Annotated in this window: 14 protein-coding genes; 9 read left to right on the top strand and 5 right to left on the bottom strand. The window is 68.1% G+C overall.

Going from position 1 to position 15,965, the window contains the following annotated elements; genetic code table 11:
- Positions 1-119 precede the first annotated feature (119 nt).
- From L8F96_RS18135 to L8F96_RS18125, 3 genes are read right to left on the bottom strand one after another with little or no spacing between them, the layout of a single operon-like run.
- Positions 120-800, bottom strand: coding sequence for an ABC transporter ATP-binding protein (locus L8F96_RS18135; RefSeq protein ID WP_046408211.1), 681 nt, complete (start codon positions 798-800; stop codon positions 120-122).
- Positions 800-2,125: an efflux RND transporter periplasmic adaptor subunit gene (locus tag L8F96_RS18130; protein ID WP_136450356.1), complete on the bottom strand. Its 1,326-nt coding sequence runs from the start codon at positions 2,123-2,125 to the stop codon at positions 800-802. The genes L8F96_RS18135 and L8F96_RS18130 overlap by 1 nt, the downstream gene beginning before the upstream one ends.
- A 40-nt stretch (positions 2,126-2,165) precedes the next feature.
- On the bottom strand, positions 2,166-2,324 hold the full coding sequence (locus L8F96_RS18125; RefSeq protein ID WP_156167190.1) for a hypothetical protein: 159 nt from the start codon (positions 2,322-2,324) through the stop codon (positions 2,166-2,168).
- A gap of 123 nt (positions 2,325-2,447) precedes the next feature.
- On the opposite strand from L8F96_RS18125, the gene L8F96_RS18120 reads away from it, so the two are divergent.
- Together L8F96_RS18120 and L8F96_RS18115 are read left to right on the top strand one after the other, a co-directional pair.
- Positions 2,448-3,833, top strand: a complete 1,386-nt coding sequence (locus L8F96_RS18120) for a sigma-54-dependent transcriptional regulator (protein ID WP_334656956.1) — start codon at positions 2,448-2,450, stop codon at positions 3,831-3,833.
- Positions 3,834-3,854: 21 nt separating this feature from the next.
- Entirely contained in the window at positions 3,855-5,168 is a 1,314-nt protein-coding gene (locus L8F96_RS18115; RefSeq protein ID WP_334656955.1) for a sensor histidine kinase, read from the top strand.
- A gap of 18 nt (positions 5,169-5,186) precedes the next feature.
- Here L8F96_RS18115 and glpK read toward each other — a convergent pair whose 3' ends face one another.
- Positions 5,187-6,686 carry a glycerol kinase GlpK gene (gene glpK / locus L8F96_RS18110; RefSeq protein ID WP_334656954.1) on the bottom strand — a complete coding sequence of 500 codons (1,500 nt, stop codon included), beginning with the start codon at positions 6,684-6,686 and terminating at the stop codon, positions 5,187-5,189.
- A 95-nt stretch (positions 6,687-6,781) separates the two neighbouring features.
- Between glpK and L8F96_RS18105 the strand changes: the two genes are divergently transcribed.
- The 6 genes from L8F96_RS18105 to L8F96_RS18080 all read left to right on the top strand — a co-directional run bounded on the left by L8F96_RS18105 (position 6,782) and on the right by L8F96_RS18080 (position 12,772).
- Entirely contained in the window at positions 6,782-8,302 is a 1,521-nt protein-coding gene (locus tag L8F96_RS18105) for a glycerol-3-phosphate dehydrogenase (protein WP_334656953.1), read from the top strand.
- 7 nt (positions 8,303-8,309) lie between these two features.
- Positions 8,310-9,092 carry a DeoR/GlpR family DNA-binding transcription regulator gene (locus L8F96_RS18100; RefSeq protein WP_334656952.1) on the top strand — a complete coding sequence of 261 codons (783 nt, stop codon included), beginning with the start codon at positions 8,310-8,312 and terminating at the stop codon, positions 9,090-9,092.
- Positions 9,092-10,327 (top strand): molybdopterin-dependent oxidoreductase, encoded by a 1,236-nt coding sequence (locus L8F96_RS18095; RefSeq protein WP_334656951.1) that lies wholly within the window; start codon positions 9,092-9,094, stop codon positions 10,325-10,327. The genes L8F96_RS18100 and L8F96_RS18095 overlap by 1 nt, the downstream gene beginning before the upstream one ends.
- Positions 10,327-10,746: a hypothetical protein gene (locus L8F96_RS18090; protein ID WP_334656950.1), complete on the top strand. Its 420-nt coding sequence runs from the start codon at positions 10,327-10,329 to the stop codon at positions 10,744-10,746. Before L8F96_RS18095 ends, L8F96_RS18090 begins: the two co-directional genes overlap by 1 nt.
- A gap of 163 nt (positions 10,747-10,909) precedes the next feature.
- Positions 10,910-11,671, top strand: coding sequence for a Crp/Fnr family transcriptional regulator (locus L8F96_RS18085; RefSeq protein ID WP_168770649.1), 762 nt, complete (start codon positions 10,910-10,912; stop codon positions 11,669-11,671).
- A 69-nt stretch (positions 11,672-11,740) separates the two neighbouring features.
- Complete coding sequence (locus tag L8F96_RS18080; RefSeq protein WP_296217907.1) at positions 11,741-12,772, top strand: LacI family DNA-binding transcriptional regulator; 1,032 nt, start codon at positions 11,741-11,743, stop codon at positions 12,770-12,772.
- A gap of 62 nt (positions 12,773-12,834) precedes the next feature.
- Here L8F96_RS18080 and L8F96_RS18075 read toward each other — a convergent pair whose 3' ends face one another.
- Entirely contained in the window at positions 12,835-15,303 is a 2,469-nt protein-coding gene (locus L8F96_RS18075; RefSeq protein WP_334656949.1) for a TonB-dependent receptor, read from the bottom strand.
- Positions 15,304-15,536: 233 nt separating this feature from the next.
- Between L8F96_RS18075 and L8F96_RS18070 the strand changes: the two genes are divergently transcribed.
- A partial coding sequence (locus L8F96_RS18070) for an aldo/keto reductase (RefSeq protein WP_334656957.1) occupies positions 15,537-15,965 on the top strand: 429 nt, incomplete at its 3' end.

Here is a 15,965-nt window from a genome sequence, read left to right as displayed (position 1 = left end):
AGGAGGTTGATGATCGAATAAGCGCGGTTCTTCGCCAGGGCGTTGACCGCAACGGTGAGATAGTTTCGCCACATGGCCGGCGGTCGCTTTCGATCGAGGTGGGGGTCAGGCGATGGCGGTCAGGCCGCGCGGCGCCGTTCCTGCAGGACGCGGCCGTCGAGCATGTTGACCACGCGGCTGGCGTAATCGGCATGCGCCGGCGAGTGGGTGACCATGACGATCGTCGACCCTTCGGCGTTCAGTTGCTGCAACATGCGCATCACCTCCTCCCCGTGATTGGTATCGAGGTTGCCGGTCGGCTCGTCGGCGAGGATGAGCTTGGGCGCGGCGATCAGCGCGCGGGCGACGGCGACGCGCTGCTGCTGGCCGCCCGACAATTGGCTGGGGCGATGGCGCGCGCGGTGCGCGATGCCGACGCGGTCCATCACCACCTCCGCCCGCGCGCGCCGCTCCTTCGCGGAGACATTGTGGTAGAGCAATGCGAGTTCGATATTGTCGCGCACCGTCAGTTCATCGACCAGATTGAAGCTCTGGAAGATGAAGCCGATGTTGGCCTTTCGAAAGTCGGCGAGCTTCGCCTCGGGCAGGCCGGCGACTTCGGTGCCGTCGAACACATAGGAGCCGCTGGTCGGGCTATCGAGCAGGCCGATGACGTTGAGCAGCGTCGATTTGCCGCAGCCCGACGGGCCCATGATCGCGACGAATTCGCCATCGGCGATATCCAGGTCGATCCCGTCGAGCGCGACCGTCTCGACGCTGTCGGTCCGGTACAATCGCATCACGTCGCGCATACGGAGCATCAAACGTCCTTTCCTTGGGCAAGATCGAGCACGTCCTTGTCGGCGAACCCGGTATAGGGGGAGATGATCACACGCTCGCCCGGCGACAGGCCGTCGAGCACCTCGACATGATCGGCATTGCGGCGGCCGAGGCGGACCGTGCGGCGCACCGCCGAGCGCCCGTCCGGCGCGGCGACGAAGACCCACGCGCCGCCGGTGTCGTTGAGGAAGGCACCATAGGGCACCAGGATAGCGGGCGACGGATCGCTGAGCGTCAGGCGCGCCTGCACCGTCTGGCCGCGCTGCAACCCCTGTGGTTCCTCACCGAGGAATTGCAGCTCGACCTGAAACTGGCCGTTCTGCACCTGCGGCAGGATGCGGGTGACACGTGCCCGGTAGCTGCGCCCGCCGGCGTCGATCCGCGCCACCTGCCCTGTCGCGACGCGACCGAGGAAGAATTCGTCGACGCCGGCCTGCAGTTTGTTGCGCCCCGGGGAATCGATCTGGCCGATCCGCTCGCCGCGCTGCATCGACTGGCCGACCTGGATCGAGAAGCCCGACAATTGCCCCGCGACCGGCGCGCGCAGCCTCAACGCGTCGAGATTGGCGCGGGCGAGCTGCAACCCGGCGGTGAGCGAGGCGGTGGAGGCGCGCTGCTGCGACAGCTGGCTGTTCTGCAGCCGATCGTCGGTGGCGCGGCCGCGGCGCACCACCGCGAGCCGTTGCCGCTCGAAGCGCAACTGATCGGTCGTATCGGCGAACTGGCGGCCGGCGACGAAGCCCTTGGCGGCGAGCGGCGCCTCGCGATCGTAAAGCCGCTGCGCCTTTTCGAGCGCCAGTTCCGCCTCCAGCACGGCGCGTTCATTGGCAACGCGGGTCTGGGCGAGGCTCAATTCCTGCGCGCGCATGTTGTTGATCTGCTGCTCGACCTCGGTCTGGCGGGCGAGCGTCGACAGTTGCAGCTCGGCGTTGGAGAGGATGGCGATCGGCTGCCCCTTGGCCAGCATGGTGCCGTCCTCGACCAGTACCTCTTCCACCCGGCCGCCCTCGATCGCGTCGATATAGACCGTCACCAGCGGGGTGACGCGGGTGCGCAGCGGAATGTAATCCTCAAAGGTGCCGCGTTGCACCGTCGCGATGGTGAGCCGGCTGGCGGCGACCGACTGGCTGCCGGCGCGCGGGGCGAACCACCAGAAGAGCAAAGCGGCGGCGAGCAGCACGGCAAGGCCAGCGGCGATGAGCGCGGGGCGCGGCAGGCGGCGACGCTGCACCACCCGGTCCATGCCGCTGCCCGATGCGGGGCGTGCCTCGTCAACGCGGTCCTGCGGCAGGCGAAGGACGCTCATCGTGTCCGCTTCCGGACGATAGTGTTCAGAAGCGGACGCCTCACAGCGAAACCGACAGGCTGAGATGCGGCGTGTGGAGCGACACCGACAGCGTCGGATCGGCGCTGATGCCCGAGGCGGCGGGCCGTTTCACCCAGCCGCCAAACGCGACAATGGCGGCGGCGAGCAGCAGCAGTCGGGAAAGGGGCGCTTTGGTCATGCCGGCGGCTTTGCACGGCCTGTGCCAAGTGATGTCGGTCACCAATCACTGTCGTGCCGGGGGGGGATGGCACAGGAATTGATTGTCCGGCCGCGAACACTTGCGTTACGAAAGCGGACGATCATGGGCCCGGAATTTGACCGCTGTGTTGTTGTCGATGACGACGACGACATCCTGCTCGCCGCGCGGTTGCTGTTGCGGCCGTTGTTCCATGAGGTGATTACCGCGCGCACGCCCGACGAGGTGCTGCCCGAGATAACGCGCGCGACGCCCGACGTGATCCTGCTCGACGCCAATTTTGCGCGCGGTGCGACCGATGCGAGCGAGGGGCTCGCGTGGCTCGATCGGCTGACCGGGATCGACCCCGAAATGGTGGTGGTGATGATCACCGCGCACGCCGGGGTGCATGTCGCGGTGGCGGCGATGAAGCGCGGGGCGACCGATTTCGTCCCCAAGCCGTGGTCGAACGATCGGCTGGTGGCGACGGTGCGGACCGCGGCGGCGCTTCGCCGGTCGCGTGTCGCGGCGGGGGCGCCAAGGGCGATTGCCGCGCCGGGCAATGGTTCGCCGCTGCTCGGCCAGTCGCCGGCGATGGCGCGGGTCCAGTCGCTGATCGAGCGCGCCGCGCCGACCGACGCCGACGTGCTGATCCTGGGGCAGAACGGGACGGGCAAGGAAGTGGTCGCGCGCGCGCTTCACGCCCGGTCGCAGCGCGCCGGCCAGGTGCTGCAGACGGTGGACCTCGGCGCGATCGCGACCGAATTGATCGACAGCGAATTGTTCGGCCATGTGAAGGGTGCGTTCACCGATGCCCGCGCCGACCGCGTGGGGCGGATCCAGGCGGCGGACGGGGGGACGCTGTTCCTCGACGAGATCGGCAATTTGCCGCTTCACCTGCAACCCAAGCTGCTGACCGCGCTGGAGCAGCGGCAAGTGACGCCGGTGGGGGCGAACAGCCCGGTCAAGGTGAACATCCGGGTGATCGCGGCGACCAACATGCCGCGCGAGCGGCTGATGGACGAGCGGGTGTTCCGGCAGGACCTGCTGTACCGGCTGAACACGGTGGAGATCACGCTGCCGCCGCTCAACGAGCGGCCGGAGGATGTGATCGAGCTGGCCGAGCATTTCCTGGCGCATTACGCCGCCCGCTACGACCGGCCGCGGCCCGAGCTGAGCCAGGCGGCGCGCGCGGCGCTGATCGCGCATGAATGGCCGGGCAATGTCCGCGCACTGCGCCATGCGGTGGAGCGGGCGACGATCCTGGCGGCGCATCCGGTGCTGGAGCCGGAGGATTTCGGGCTGGAGGCGGCCGCCCCGCAGGCCGTCCCGGCCCCGGTGAGCGGTGGTGCCGGCGGCGGCGTGGCCGCTGACCTGAACCTCGACCGGGTCGAGCGGCGGCTGGTGGAGGAGGCGCTGCGCAAGCACGGCTACAACATCACGCTGGCCGCGTCGGAACTGGGCCTGTCGCGCGCGGCGCTGTACCGGCGGATGGAGAAGCACGGGCTGTGAGCGCGATGCGAGCGGCCCGCCATGGGATTTGACCGCCACTTCACGCTTGGCCTGATCTTTCGCATGTCGCTGCTGATCCTGGCGCTGATCGCGGTGGTATGGGCGTTTCGCACGCCGTCGTTGCTGATGGTCCGGGTGGTGATGATCGGCGTCGCGATCCTCGCCGCGATGACGCTGTGGCGGCACGTGTCGCGCACCAATATCGAGCTGGCGCGGTTCCTAGAGGCGGTGCGGCTGGGCGATTTCGCGGCGCATTTTCCCGAGACCGGCGGTGCCGGCTTCGGTCGGCTGGGCGCGGCGCTGAACGACACGATCCGCGCGCTGCGCGAGCAACGCGGGCAGACCGATGCCGAGCTGCGCTATCTCGAGGCGCTGATCGACGACATGCCGGTCGCGCTGCTGACGATCGACGAGGGGCGGGTGGCGCCGGGCAACAAGGCGGCGCGCGCGCTATTCACCCGCCACAGCGGCGTCCGGCCGGCCGATTATGCGGTGTATGGCGCGACCTTTGCCAACCGGCTGGCGGATGAGGCGGCGGGGGGCGAGGAGATGCTGATCCTGAACCTCGACGGGCGGGCGAAGCGCACGCTGGTGCGGCAGGCGACGCTGAACCGGCTGGGCAAGCGCACCCGCGCGGTGGTGATCCAGCCAGTGCAGGAAACGCTGGATGCGGTGGAAATGGCGGCGCAGACCGACATCATCCGCGTGCTGACGCATGAGATCCTGAATTCGCTGACCCCGGTCATGTCGTTGGCGCAGACCACCGCGTCGTTGCTGGCGGACGAGCGGGTCGATGCGGCGCAGATCGCCGACGCGCGCGACGCGGCGACGACGCTGGCAAGGCGCACGCAGGGGCTGGGGCAATTCATCGACAGCTATCGCGTCGTGGCGCGCGAGCCGGCGGTGGTGCGCCATGCCTTCGCCGCGGCCGAGTTCGCCGAGGAACATGCCCGGCTGTTCCGCGCCGAATGGCCCGGCGTCGCGTTCACCGTCGACTGCACGCCGATGACGATCCACGGCGACCGCGCCTTATTGTCGCAGCTGCTGCTGAACCTGATGCGCAATGCAGCGCAGGCGGCGAGCGAGCATCGCGCCGATCCCGCCGTCACGCTGACCATCGCCGCCGCCGACCCGGTCATGATCGAGGTGGCGGACAATGGCCCGGGCGTGCCCGAGAAGCTGCGGCAGGAGGTGTTCCTGCCGTTCTTCACCACGCGCGCGAAGGGGACCGGCGTGGGGCTGAACCTCGCGCGGCAGATCGCGGTGGCGCATGGCGGCACGCTGGAGGTGCATGACGCGCCGGGCGGGGGCGCGGTGTTCCGCCTGCTGCTGTAGCGATCAGGCCTGTAGCGATCAGGATTGGCGCGGCCCGGCGCTGAGCGTGCGGGCGACGGCATCGTGCCAGCCAGCCACCAAGGGCGCGCGCGCCGCCGCCGTCATCGACGGTTCGAACAGGCGATCGGGCGACCACAAAGCGGCAAGTTCATCGAGGCCGGACCACAGGCCGCTGGCGAGGCCGGCATGGAAGGCGGCGCCGCGCGCGGTGGTTTCGAGATCGGCGGGCCGCTCCACCGCCATGTCGGTGAGGTCGGCGAGGAAACCGCACAGCCAGTCGTTCGCCGCCATGCCGCCATCGACACGCAGCCGTTCGGGCCGATTGCCGCCATCGGCGACCATCGCCTCCGCCAGATCGAGCGTCTGATAGGCCACCGCCTCCAGCGCGGCGCGGGCGAGATGCGCGGCGGAGCTATCGAGCGTCAGACCGTGGATCGAGCCGCGCGCGGCGGGATCCCAATGCGGCGCACCGAGGCCGACGAAGGCGGGGACCATATAGACGCCGTGGCTGTCGGGTACCTTGGTCGCCATGTCGTTGGTCTGGCTGGCATGGGTGATGATGCCGAGGCCATCGCGCAGCCATTTGATCGCCGCGCCGGCGACGAAGATCGATCCTTCGAGCGCATAGGTGGTGACGCCGTCGAGCCGATAGGCGGGGGTGGTGATGAGGCGATGCTGGGAGCTGACCGCCTCCGTCCCGGTGTTGAGCAGCATGAAGCAGCCGGTGCCATAGGTCGATTTGGCGCTGCCACGATCGAAACAGGCCTGGCCGAACAGCGCCGATTGCTGGTCCCCCGCCATGCCGGCGATCGGGATCGGCGCGCCGAACAGATCGGTCGCGGTGGTGCCATAGACATGCGCATTGTCGTGCACGTCGGGCAGCATCGCCATCGGCACCCCGATCAGCCGGCAAAGCTCCTCATCCCAGCAGCCGCGATGGATGTCGAACAGCATCGAGCGGCTGGCGTTGGTGATGTCGGTCGCATGCACCGCGCCGCCGGTGAGCCGCCACAGGAGGAAGCTGTCGATCGTGCCGAAGGCGAGCTCGCCGCGTTCGGCACGCGCGCGGGCATCGGGGACGTTGTCGAGGATCCAGGCGATCTTGGTGGCGGAGAAATAGGGATCGATCAGGAGGCCGGTACGCGCACGGACGAGATCCTCCGCGCCGTCGCTGCGAAGCGTCGCGCAGCGATCCGCGCCGCGCCGATCCTGCCACACGATCGCGCGGTGGATCGGTTCACCCGTGGCGCGGTCCCATACCACGGCGGTTTCGCGCTGGTTGGTGATGCCGATCGCCGCGATGCTGCGTGCCGGCACGCCGCTTTCCTCGATCGCCTGGCGCGCGGTGGCGAGCGTGTCGCGCCAGATATCCTCCGGATCATGTTCGACCCAGCCGAACTGCGGATAATGTTGCGGGAATTCGGTCTGCGCGATCGCAACCCGGCGGGCCGAGGCATCGAACAGCACGCTGCGCGTCGAGGTCGTCCCCTGATCGATCACAAGAATGTGGGACGCCATCCTACCTCTCCAAACGAAACCTGAAACGAACCTTGGCAAGTTTCATACGAACGTCAACGCTTTCATTTGAACGCGCCGGTCGGTATGATGGCGCGATGAGCGAAGAGCGCGAGATGGAGCGGATGGTGGACCTGCTGATTGTCGGCGGGGGCATCAATGGCGCGGGGATCGCGCGCGATGCGGCGGGGCGCGGGCTGTCCGTGCTGCTGGTCGAGCAGGACGATCTGGCGAGCCATACGTCGTCGGCATCGACCAAGCTGATCCACGGCGGGCTGCGATACCTGGAATATGGCGAGTTCCGGCTGGTGCGCGAGGCGCTGATCGAGCGCGAGCGATTGTTGAACATGGCGCCGCACATCATCTGGCCGCTGGAATTCGTGCTGCCGCAGAACCAGTCGCCGCGCCCCGCGTGGATGGTCCGGCTGGGGCTGTTCATGTACGATCACCTCGGCGGGCGCGAGAAGCTGCCTGGGACGCGCACGGTGAACCTGGCGACGTCCGCCGCCGGCGCCGGGCTGAGCCCGCGCGAGGGCAAGGCGTTCATCTATTCCGACTGCTGGGTCGAGGACAGCCGGCTGGTCGTGCTGAACGCGATGGATGCCGCCGCGCGGGGCGCGGTGATCGAGACGCGCACCCGGCTGATCGATGCACGGCGCGAGGGCGATGGCTGGGTGGCAACGATCGCCGATGCGCGGGGCACGCGAGAGGTGCGTGCGCGGGTGATCGTCAATGCCGCGGGGCCGTGGGTGGCCGATGTGCTGGGCCGGGTGCCCGATGCGCGGACCGATCGCGGCGTGAAGCTGGTCAAGGGCAGCCATATCGTGGTGCCGCGGCTGTACCCGGGGGCGCATGCCTTCATGCTGCAGAACCCCGACCGCCGCATCGTCTTTGCCATCCCGTACGAGAATGATTTCACGCTGGTCGGCACGACCGACGAAGTGTGGAACGAGAAGCCGGGCAAGGCGCAGATCAGCACGGGCGAGACCGATTACCTGCTGGAGACGATCGGCCGCTATTTCGCGCAGCCGGTCGACAAGGCGGACATCCGCTGGAGCTATGCCGGCATCCGGCCGCTGTACGACGACAAATCGACCAACGCCTCCGCCGTCACGCGCGACTATGTGCTCGATCTGGATGCGGGCGAAGGCCGCGCGCCGATGCTGAGCATCTTTGGCGGCAAGATCACGACGTACCGTAAGCTGGCGGAACATGCGATGAAGGAGCTGGCGCGCTTCTTCCCGGACGCGCCGGGTGCGTGGACCGCAGGCGCGGTGCTGCCGGGCGGCGACATGGCCGATGCCGATTTCGACCTGTACCTCAGCAGGCTGATGACGAGCCGCCCTGCCCTGCCGCCCAAGCTGCTGCGGCGGCTGGCGCGCGCCTATGGCACGCGTACCGATGACCTGCTGGGCGCGGCGCAGAACGTGCGCGATCTGGGCACGGCGTTCGGCGGCGACCTGTATCAGGCGGAGGTCGATTATCTGGTGGCGCGCGAATGGGCGCGGACCAGCGAGGATGTGCTGTTCCGCCGCAGCAAGCTGGGACTGCATGTGCCCGCCGGGACGGCAGAGGCGCTGGACGCCTATCTCGCCCGCGTCGTCCCCGTCGCGGCATGAGCGCGGTGTGAGCCAGACCGGCGCAAACGTGGTGGCGGCGCGGCATCGCGCGATCCTGGAGACGGCGCGGCATACCGGCAGCGTCGCCGTCGACGCGCTGGCCGAGCAATTGGGCGTCACGCCGCAGACGATCCGCAAGGACCTGAATTTGCTGGCGCGGCGATCCATGCTGGCGCGGGTGCATGGCGGCGCGGTGGTGACGTCGGGCGTCGACAATCTGCGCTATGCCGAGCGGCGGCATGTCGCGGCGGACGTGAAGGACGCGATCGGCGCCGCCGCCGCCGCGCTGGTCCCCGATGGCGCGAGCCTGTTCATCAACATCGGATCGACGACGGAGGCGATCGCGCGCCATCTGGTCGGGCGGCGCGACCTGATGGTGATCACCAACAACCTGAACGTGGTCGACATATTGGCCGGCAGCCCGGGCATCGAAGTGATCGCCGCCGGTGGGCGCGTGCGGCCCGGCGACCGCGCGGTGGTGGGCGCGCTGGCGATGGATTTCATCCGCAGCTTTCGCGTCGATTATGCGCTGATCGGCGCCTCCGCGATCGAGCGCGACGGCACGTTCCTGGATTTCGATGTGGACGAAGTTCGCGTGTCGCAGACGATCATCGCACAGGCGCGGCAAGTGATCCTGTCGCTCGATTCCTCCAAGCTGGGGCGGCCGGCGCCGGTGCGGATCGGGGACCTTGGCGATATCGACTATCTGGTCACCGACGAGGTAGACGATGAACTCGGCCGGGCATGCGATGCCGCCGATGTGGCGATCGTCGACGTGGAGAAGATGTAGTGGATCGGCTCGATTTCGAGGCAGCGCGCAGCGTGTCGCGGCGCAGGCTGCTGACCGCAGGCATAAGCGGCGGCGCGGCGCTGATCGCCGCGCGCGCGCTGGGCGCCGACGTCGACCTGCGGCTGCCGGGAGGCAATTCCGCGCGGCCGCTGACCAGCGACTTTCCGCAAAAGGGCGAGATGATCCTGCAGCGCGCCCGCCCGGTGCTGCTGGAGACGCCGATGGAGGTGTTCCAGCACAACCTCTTCACGCCCAACGACCGCTTCTACGTGCGCTGGCATTGGAGCGACATGCCGACCAGCATCGACGTCGACCAATATCGCATCTCGATCGGCGGGCATGTCGGGCGGCCGCTGTCGATCTCGCTTGCGCAATTGTTGCGCATGCCGCGGATCGAACTGACGGCGGTGAACCAATGTTCGGGCAATTCGCGCGGATTGTTCGAACCGCGCGTGCCCGGCGCGCAATGGGGCCATGGCGCGATGGGCAATGCCAAGTGGATGGGCGTATCGCTGCGCCATCTGCTCGACCTGGCCGGGGTGCGCGGCGGCGCCGTGGCGGTACGGGTCGGCGCGCTGGACAAGCCGCTGGTCGAGGGGGCGCCGGCGTTCGAGAAGGCGCTGGGGATCGACCATGCGCGCGGCGGCGAGGTGATGCTGGCGTTCGCGATGAACGGCGAGCAGCTGCCGTTGCTGAATGGCTTCCCGGTGCGGCTGGTCGTGCCCGGCTGGTATTCGACCTATTGGATGAAGACGGTGAACACGATCGAGGTGCTGACCGCGCCGGACGACCGGTACTGGATGGCCAAGGCGTACAAGATCCCCGACACGCCGCGCGCGCATGTTGCGCCGGGGACAAAGGATTTCCCGACCGTGCCGATCAACCGGATGAACCCGCGATCCTGGATCACCAGCATCGCCGATGGCGCGAGCTATGGTTATGACCCGGTGCTGCCGGTGGAGGGGATCGCGATGGGCGGCGACAGCGGCGTCGCGCGAGTCGAGATTTCGGGCAACGGCGGGCGCACGTGGGAGCCCGCGGCGCTGGGCCGCGAGGACGATCGTTATGGTTTCCGCCGCTTCACCGCGCGGATCGGCGTGCCACGGCCGGGCCGCGTGCAGGTGATGGCGCGCTGCACCAACACCGCCGGCGAGACTCAGCCGATGGAGGCGAACTGGAACCCCGGCGGCTATATGCGCAACTGCGTTGAGCCGGTGACGGTGGCGCTGACGTGATGCGCGCACCATCGCTTGCCGCCATCGTCGTCGTCCTGATCGGGGCGAGCCTGTTGGTGCTGATCGCGATCAGCAGCCGCGGGCCAAAGGCGCCCGCCGCGCCGCCGCCTGCGGTTGCCGAAAACGCCGGGATCAGCGCGGGCGGGGTGACGCTGACCTCCACCAGCGTCGAACTGCCCGATGACGCCGCGACCTTCCCGGCGGGGCCGAACGTCGACCTCGTCAACCAGCGGTGTCTGTCGTGCCATTCGGCCAGCATGGTGCTGACCCAGCCGCGGCTGAAGCCCGAGCAATGGACCGCGATCATCGAGAAGATGCGCGACGCCTATCGCGCGCCGATCGGCGATGGCGAGATCCCGGCGATCACCCATTATCTGGTCGCCCGGCAGCAGACGCCGCCGGCGGCAACAGCCCGCTGATCCCGAGCGGAGGATAAATCGCGGCAAAGTGCATGCTGGCTTGATGTGCCTCAAGCCAGCGGGCGTTTGTTCGTGTATGGTGAAGCATCACTGCCCGATCGTCTGCAGGCGGCAGTGACTGAGAGATATTACGCGCTCCCGCTTGCTCAACGGGAGTTTTGCCATGGTAATCGCGAGCGCGCACGGGCTGGCGCCGTTCATTGATCGACTCGCGCTGAGATCGGTCCTTAGCCCCGGTGAGCAGGACGCGCTTCTGGCGCTGCCGTTCGATGCCATCACCATCGGTGCACGGCGCAATGTCACCCGGCTGGGCGAGATTTCGAGCCACGCGAGTTTTGTCGCCACCGGGCTGGTGGGGCGGTTCGGCCAGACGGCGAGCGGGCAACGGCAGCTGACCGGGATCCACCTGAGCGGCGACATGGCGGACCTGTTGTCGGTGGTTCGGCCGACCGGCGTCGGCGCGCTGCTGGCGTTGACCGAGACGACGATCCTGCGCGTGCCGCATCGCGCGCTGCGCGCCGCGGCGGCGCAATTCCCCGCCATCGCCGAGGCGTTCTGGCGGCATTGCGCGGTCGACACGGCGACGCTGATGCAATGGCTGCTCAACATCGGGCGCGGTGATGCGGTGGGGCGGCTGGGGCATCTGATGTGCGAGATGGCGATGCGCTTCGGCGGGGAGCGTGAGTACCGGTTGCAGTTCGACCTGCCGCTGACGCAGGAGCAGCTGGCCGATGCGACCGGCATCACGCCGGTGCACGTCAACCGATCGCTGCGCCGCCTGCGCGAATTGAAGCTGATGACGATCTGCCGCAAGCGTGTCGACATCCATGACTGGGACGGTCTGGTCAGCCTGTCGGGCTTCGACCCCGATTATCTGGCGCTGGACATCGGCAACCGGCCCAAGGTGCGCCTGTTGAGCGCATGATCGCGGGCCGGGGGGCCTGGCGCGTTATGGCTATTGGCCAACGGCTTGGCTGTCCTATGAGGGGCGGTGATGAGCACAGCAACCGACACCGCGCGCCCGACCATTCGTGATGTCGCGCGGTTGGCGGGCGTTTCGATCAAGACCGTGTCGCGGGTCATCAACGACCAGCAATATGTGAGCGCCGAGAAGAAGGCGCGCATCCTTGAGGTGATGGCGGAGACCGGGTTCCAGCCGAGCCATGCGGCGCGCGCGCTGGCGGGGCACCGATCGCACCAGATTGCGCTGATCTGCGACAATCCCAATCCCTGGTACATCTACGAAATCCAGCTGGGGGTGCGCGAGCGATGCGCGCGCGACAAGATCCGCATGATCGCCCAGCCCTATGACCGCGCGTCGCCGACGCTGCTGGAGGATATCACCGCGCTGATCGACCAGGCGAGCCCCGACGGGCTGGTGCTGGCGCCGCCGGCCTGCGACGACCAGCGCGTGCTGGACGAACTGAAGCGGCGCGGCATCCCCTTTGCCCGGTTGCAGCCGGGGCTGCGCGTCGAGGAAGGGCCGAGCGCGTCGATCGACAATGACGGCGCGGCGTTCGACATGACCAGCCACCTCCTGACGCTGGGGCACCGGCGGATCGGCTTCATCGTCGGCGACCGCAGCTATGCCGCGTCGGGGCAGCGGCTGGCGGGGCATATCCGCGCGCTGGGCGCGGCCGGCGTCGAGCTGGACATGGCGCTGATCCGGCAGGGGCAGTTCGATTTCGCATCGGGCGAGGCGGCGGCGGATGCGCTGCTGTCGATGGACGCGCCGCCGACCGCGATATTCGCATCGAGCGACGACATGGCGGCGGGCGTGCTGGCGGCGGCGCACCGGCGCGGCATCCGCGTGCCCGATACGCTGACCGTCGCGGGGTTCGACGACGGGCCGACCGCCCGGCTGGTATGGCCGGCGCTGACCACGGTGCGCCAGCCGGTACGCGCGCTGGCCGATGCGGCAACCGACCTGTTGCTGTCGCCACCGGCGGCGGGTGCCGCGCAGCAGCGGCGGCTGCCGCATGAGCTGGTGCTGCGTGGATCGTCCGCGCCGCCGGGCGGCGGCTGATACGAAAACGGCCCCGGATCGCTCCGGGGCCGCGTCGTTTCAGGCGATCGTCAGGTGCGGGATCAGAAGTTGATCCGGCCGGTCACGCCATAATAGCGATCCGCCTCACGCGGGATCTGGTAGCGGTACGAGCCCGACGGGCCGCCATTGGCGATCGCCGCCGCGAAGCTCTGGTCGAACAGGTTGCGCACCTGGAAGGTCAGGCGGAAGCGATCGTCCTGATCGCCGATGCCGGCCGACAGATTGACCAGGCCATAGCCGTCGATCGTCGCGAGGCTGCGCTGCACGGGATCGGGCGAGAACAGCGCGAGCTGCTCGGACTGGTAATTGCCCTGTGCGCCCAGGAACACGTCAACCGCGCCGCCGGTGCGCACACGATAGTCGATGCCCAGCGAGCCCTTCCACTTCGGCGCGAAGGCGAGCGAGGTGCCCGGTGCGATGACCGCGGTCGGCGGCGCGCCCGGTGCCTGGAAGAAGCGATCGACGTGCGCATCGGTGTAGGCGACGCCGCCCGAGATCGACAGGTCGTCGATCGGGCGCAGGACGATGTCCGCCTCTACGCCGCGGGTCGACACTTCGCCCGCGTTGGTGAAGCGGGTGACCACCACGCCAGCGACCAGATCCGGGTTGTTGGCCTGGAAATTGTCGTACTTGGCGTAGAAGGCCGCGAGGTTCAGCGTGAGCGCGCCGTTGAACAGCGTGTTCTTGAGGCCGATTTCATAGCTGTCCGACGTTTCCGGCGCGATCACGTTCGTGCCGTTCGAGTTCAGATTGTAGAACACGTTGAACGCCGGGCCCTTGTAGCCGCGCGTCCAGCCGCCATAGGCCACCACATCGCGGCTCACGTCGAACTGCAGCGATGCCTTGCCCGACCAATTGTCATTGGTGGTCTTGCCGCGCCACGGAATGCCGTTCGAGGCGGCCACCGCCTGCGTCTGCGCCGCGCCGGGGGCGACGCCCTGGCCGAGCAGCTGGTTGTAGCGATCGAACACGCCCTGGTCGAAATTCGGGTTCACGCCCGGGCCGGCCAGCGTCGTCTGGCGACGATGCCACACGTTGAGCTGGTCGGCGGTGTAGCGCAGCCCGCCGATGAAGCGGAAACGATCGGTGAAGTTGACCGTGAACTGGCTGAAGGCGGCGATGTTCTGGAACACCGAGCCGAAGTTCGCGACGCCGAACGGGTTGGTCGTCGCCGGTGCGCCGGGCGCGCCGCACGGGATCAGCGTCGACGGGACGGTCGCCGCGTTGCAGTTCACCACCGCGCGCGAGAAGGTCCGCTCCGACGCGGCGCGCGAATAATAGACGCCCACGACATAGGAGATGAACTGCTGCGACGGCGAGGTCAGGCGCAGTTCCTGGCTGAACGTGTCGCCCGTCTGCGGCCCGAGATCGTGCAGCTGGTTGAAGCCGACATAGGGCGCGGCGAGGAAGTCACCGTCGCGGATCTCGGTGTTGGAATATTCGCGATAGGCGGTGATGCTGGTCACCGTCTGGTTGCCCAGTTCCGTGTCGATCTGCAGCGAGGCGCCGTAGCTTTCCTCTTCGGTGCGCGTGATCAGATTCTGGTTGATCCGGCGCGTCTCATTGCCCTGCGGCGTCGGCAGGATCGAGAAGATCGGGCTGGTGATCGGCTGACCAGCGGCGTTCAGTGCGCCGGTGCCGATGACCTCGGCGCAGCAATCGTCGTTGTTCTTGCGATAATCGGCGATGAAGGCGACGGTGGTCGCGTCGCTCGGCATCCACTTCAGCTGGACGCGGCCGCCGACATGCTCATAGCCGTTGACGCGGCGGCCGTCGAAGGCGTCGTTGCGGATGTTGCCGTCGAAGCGGCTGTAGAAGCCGGTGAAGCGCGACAGCAGGTTTTCGGTGATCGGCACGTTCAGCGCGCCGCGAATGCGCGCCTCGTCACCCCCGGTGAAGTAGCTGCCCTCAAGATAGCCGCCGAAGTCGCGCGTCGGCTGCTTGGTGACGATGTTGATGACGCCGGCCGAGGCGTTCTTGCCGAACAAAGTGCCCTGCGGCCCGCGCAGCACTTCCATCCGCTCCACGTCGACGAGATCGCCGAACGCTTCGCCGGTGCGGGCGAGGACGACGCCATCGACCACGGCCGAGACCGACGGTTCGCCCGCGATCGAGAAGGTGGTGGTGCCGACGCCGCGCAGGAACAGCGACTGGTTGAGCGTGGTGCCCGACTTCAGGATGTTGAGCGCGGGGACCAGCGTGGTCGCGCCCTCGAGACCCGGCGAGCCGGTGTTGGCGAGCGCCTCACCGCCGACGACCGACACGGCGAGCGGCACGTCCTGCAGACGCTCGCTACGCTTTTGCGCGGTGACAACGATGTCGCCGTTCGAGACGCCCGAGGCATCGTCCGATTCGGCCGCGACGCCGGGCGCCGGGGGCGTTTCCTGTGCGGTTGCGGGTGCGGCTGCCTGCCCCTCGGGCGACATGGCCTGCGCCGACGCACCCTGCGCCGCGACAGCGAAAGCTGCGCTGGCCGCAAGTAAAAGCGCCTTGTTTGAAAAACTTACCATTACCCTCTCCTACCCCAAACCAGTCATGCGCCGCGAATTCCGCGGCCCCATCGCTTTATCCCCCTAGTAGATGGAGATTGGCGTGGCGACCCCGAATTCGGCGACGTTCCATTTGACTGCTTCCCTGTAAGCCGGATCCTACGTATAAGACAACGGTGTCTTATTTGCCTTCTCCCGCTCGCTCCGTCGCCCTGGGTGACACTGGCCTAACCATCAGCACCATCGCCTGGGGCATGTGGCGTTTCCGCGGCACCGACGTCGCCGCCGCCCGCGCACTGGTCGAGGCGGCGTTCGACGCCGGCGTGACGCTGTTCGACACCGCCGACATCTATGGCCCGGACAATGACGAGGATTTCGGCGCCGCCGAGGCGCTGCTGGGGCGCGTCTTCGCCGAGGCACCGGCATTGCGCGACAAGATGGTGCTGGCGTCCAAGGGCGGCATCCGCATGGGCGTGCCGTATGATTCGGGCGCGACCTATCTGGCCGAGGCGATCGACGCGTCGCTGAGCCGGCTGGGCTGCGAGAAGATCGACCTGTATCAGATCCACCGCCCGGACCTGCTGGCGCATCCGCAGGAAGTGGCGCGCGCGCTGGACGATGCGCGTGTCGCGGGCAAGATCAGCGCGATCGGCGTGTCGAACCATACGCCAAGCCAGACCGCG

The organism is Sphingomonas panaciterrae (genome assembly GCF_036890205.1).
GTDB classification, from domain to species: Bacteria; Pseudomonadota; Alphaproteobacteria; order Sphingomonadales; family Sphingomonadaceae; genus Sphingomonas; species Sphingomonas panaciterrae.
The sequence above is the reverse complement of the archived record's forward strand: the minus strand, read 5'-3'. Positions and strand labels throughout refer to the sequence as shown.